This is a genomic window from Brevundimonas sp. (genome assembly GCF_013823285.1).
Taxonomy (GTDB): Bacteria; Pseudomonadota; Alphaproteobacteria; order Caulobacterales; family Caulobacteraceae; genus Brevundimonas.
The window spans coordinates 1-3,136 of the sequence record NZ_PNLV01000172.1 but is presented as its reverse complement, the minus strand read 5'-3'; the positions used below and the strand labels follow the sequence as shown (position 1 = coordinate 3,136).

Here is a 3,136-nt window from a genome sequence, read left to right as displayed (position 1 = left end):
GGCGCCGGACGAGGAGGCGCGTCTGGTCAAGGCCCTGTTCGAAGCGCCGCGCCTGATCGCCGAGACCCTGCAGGCCGACGACGACATCAGGGCCGTCGCCCAGGATCTGGCCAAGGCGTCGGATGTGCTGTTCCTGGGGCGGGGCGCCATGTTCCCCCTGGCCATGGAGGGGGCGCTGAAGCTGAAGGAGATCAGCTACATCCATGCCGAGGGCTACGCCGCCGGCGAGCTGAAGCACGGCCCCATCGCCCTGGTGGACAAAGAGACCCCCATCATCGCCCTGGCCCCCATGGACGAGGTGTTCGAAAAGACCGCCTCGAACCTTCAGGAAGTAGCCGCGCGCGGCGGCCCGGTGGTGATGATCACGGCCCGGGGCGCGCCCTCGCCACACGGCGCGACTGTGCGGCGTATCGAGATTCCGCCCTGCGACCCCTTCATAGCGCCCCTGATCTATGCGGTGCCGGTGCAACTTCTGGCCTATTACACGGCCGTGGAGAAGGGCACCGACGTGGATCAGCCGCGCAACCTGGCCAAGTCCGTCACGGTGGAATGACGACTTGGGCGCCTCCAGCGCCCTGACCGACGCCGCCCAAGGCCACCGCAGGTGGGAATAGGGCGGCCCAGACGCGTCTGGCCATGGCTCAGGAGCGGGCTGGGGCTGGCGCGCATTCCGGAGGCTCACTCCACGCGTAACTGGACGGAGAGTCTTCGGCCTGCCAACAATGCTTTGGACGAGGGGCGCGCGGCAGGGCTGCCCGCAGCGTGGGAAGCAGGAGTTTATCGTGAGCATCAATAGTTGGGTTCGACCGCTAGGCATGGCGTTGTCCGTGCTGGTCCTCGCTTCTCCGTTGGCCGCCTGCGGTGGTGGCGGAGGGGGCAGCGCAGGGGGAGGGGGCGGGATCAACACCCCGCCTCCACCGCCTCCGCCTCCGCCTCCACCGCCACCGCCCCCACCGCCTCCGCCTCCGGGACCGTCCCAATCCAGTGCGGAGTATCAGAGGAACTTTGGGCTCGGCGCGATCAACGCCATCGCGGCATTCAACGCCGGCGCCACTGGCCGGGGCATCACCGTGAGCGTCGTCGATACCGGCATCGACTTCGGCAATGACGACTTGCAGGGCAACATCTCGGCAGCCTCGACCGACATCGTCTTGGGGCGGAATCAGCCGCAGGGGGACGACAATCACGGAACCCTGGTCGCGGGCGTGATCGCCGCTGGGTTCAACAACTATGGCACCATCGGGGTGGCGTATGAGTCCACCATCCTGTCGATCCGGGCGGATATCAGCGAGTGCAGTGATCCGGACGACACCTCCTGCTTCCGTTCGTCCGATCTGGCCAACGCCTTGCGGTACGCCACCGCCAACGGCGCGCGGGTGATCAATCTTTCGCTGGGAGGCGAGGGGCCCTTGGGCGCGGACTTCGAGAACGCGCTGTTCCAGGCGATTTCCGCCGGGGTCGTGATCGTGGCCGCAGCGGGCAACGAAGGCGGGAACTCGCCGGAATGGCCGGGTCGCTACGCCAGCGATCCCCGGTTCGCCGGCGGGATCATCGTCGTCGGCTCCACTGACTCCGCCAACGTGATATCGAGCTTCTCCAACCGGGCGGGCGTCTCGGCCAGCAGGTACCTGGTGGCGCCTGGGGAGGGCGTGATCACCGGCTGTGATGGCGACAGCTGCTGGCGAGTGAACGGCACCTCCTTCGCCGCGCCTCACGTGGCGGGCGCCCTTGCCCTGTTGTTGGACGCCTTCCCGAACCTGTCCGGAAGGGACGCCATCGAGATACTTCTGCAGACGGCGGCCGACCTCGGTCCGTCCGGCATAGACGTGACCTACGGTCGGGGTCTGCTGGACCTGGCCCGGGCCTTTCAGCCGGTCGGATCGACCAGCACGCCGTCAGCCTCCGGCGAGCGTGTGCAGATCGGAGTGGAGCCCGGAGCTCACATGGGCGGTGCTTTTGGCGATGCACTCGTCGCGCAACCGGGCCTGGCGACGATCATCTACGACAGCTACGAGCGCCTGTTCCGAATGGATATGGGCGCGGCCTGGCCGACGGCCCCGCGCCGCACCTTCCAGATACCCATGCAGGTCTCAAGTCAGACCACACGGATGAATCTGACAGGACCGGGCGGCATGACCGTGAACTTCGCGGCCTCAGCCGACGCGGCCGAGCCTGAGCCCATCGGCCGTCGCCTCGAGTTGTCCGAAGGCCCCTGGATGGGCCATGAGGCGCGCCAGGAAATCCTTCTGGGCGTGACCGCAGGTCCTTTGTCCCTGAACAGTTGGAGCGGGGTAGGCGGCGCCCGCGCGCCCTTCCGCACCGGAGCGGGCGACGGTTTCGCCGCCCTGGCCCAGGCGGATCGCGCCGTGCGGGGGGACCTGTCCCTCGGGCGCGTCTCCCTGTCGGCTGAAACGGGAGCCGGGGATCGACGACTGGCGTTCCGACCAGTGGAGGAAGACGCCTCTTCCTACGCCCGTGTCGGCGCCTCGTTCACCCATCAGCAACTGCGCCTGAACCTCGCCGGGGGCGTACTCGACGAACGGCTGGCGCCGCTGGGCGGTTTCCTTCCGGCGGACTCGGCCTTCGCCCTGCCCTCCGAAACGCGATTCGCTTCCGTGGGCTGGGCCTGGCAGACCGCAGAGGGGCTGCAGTTCTGGGGCGAAGCCGGAATCGGCCGCACCGCAATGGAAGGGTTGATGCTGGAGTTGGACGGGGAGGCGACCAGTTCCACCTGGCGTCTGGGCACCGGCGGCACATGCTTCGGGCTGGGCTTCGGCTGCCGTTCCCTGTCGCTGGAGCTGTCGCAGCCGCTTCGCATAGAGAGCGGGAGCTTCAGCGCTCTGCTTGCGGACGTGCCGGCCGAGTATTTCGACCCGGTCACCTTTTCACGCAGGACCTTTTCGGCCAGTCCGAGCGGTCGCCAGATCGATCTGGCGCTGCGAAGCGTCCACGGCCTGCCCGACGGCTCAGCCCTGAACCTGGAGGCGGTGGCGATCCGCAACGAGATTCACCGCCGCGACGCGCCGCTGGGTTATGCCTTCATGGCCCGCTGGGGGCGGAACTTCTAGACAGGCTTCTGGGCGGTCGGCGCGCTTCAGCGCCGGCCGCCTCGTTGATCATAGTCCGCGCCGTCGCC

Annotated in this window: 2 protein-coding genes; both read left to right on the top strand. The window is 68.0% G+C overall.

What is annotated here, in order from left to right; translation table 11 throughout:
• The coding region (locus tag C0461_RS14030; protein WP_292107883.1) for an SIS domain-containing protein at nt 1-553 on the top strand (553 nt) is incomplete at its 5' end.
• 466 nt (nt 554-1,019) lie between these two features.
• The gene (locus C0461_RS14025; protein WP_292107884.1) at nt 1,020-3,068 is read left to right on the top strand and encodes a S8 family peptidase; all 2,049 of its coding nucleotides are present in this window, start codon (nt 1,020-1,022) and stop codon (nt 3,066-3,068) included.
• Nucleotides 3,069-3,136: the final 68 nt, after the last annotated feature.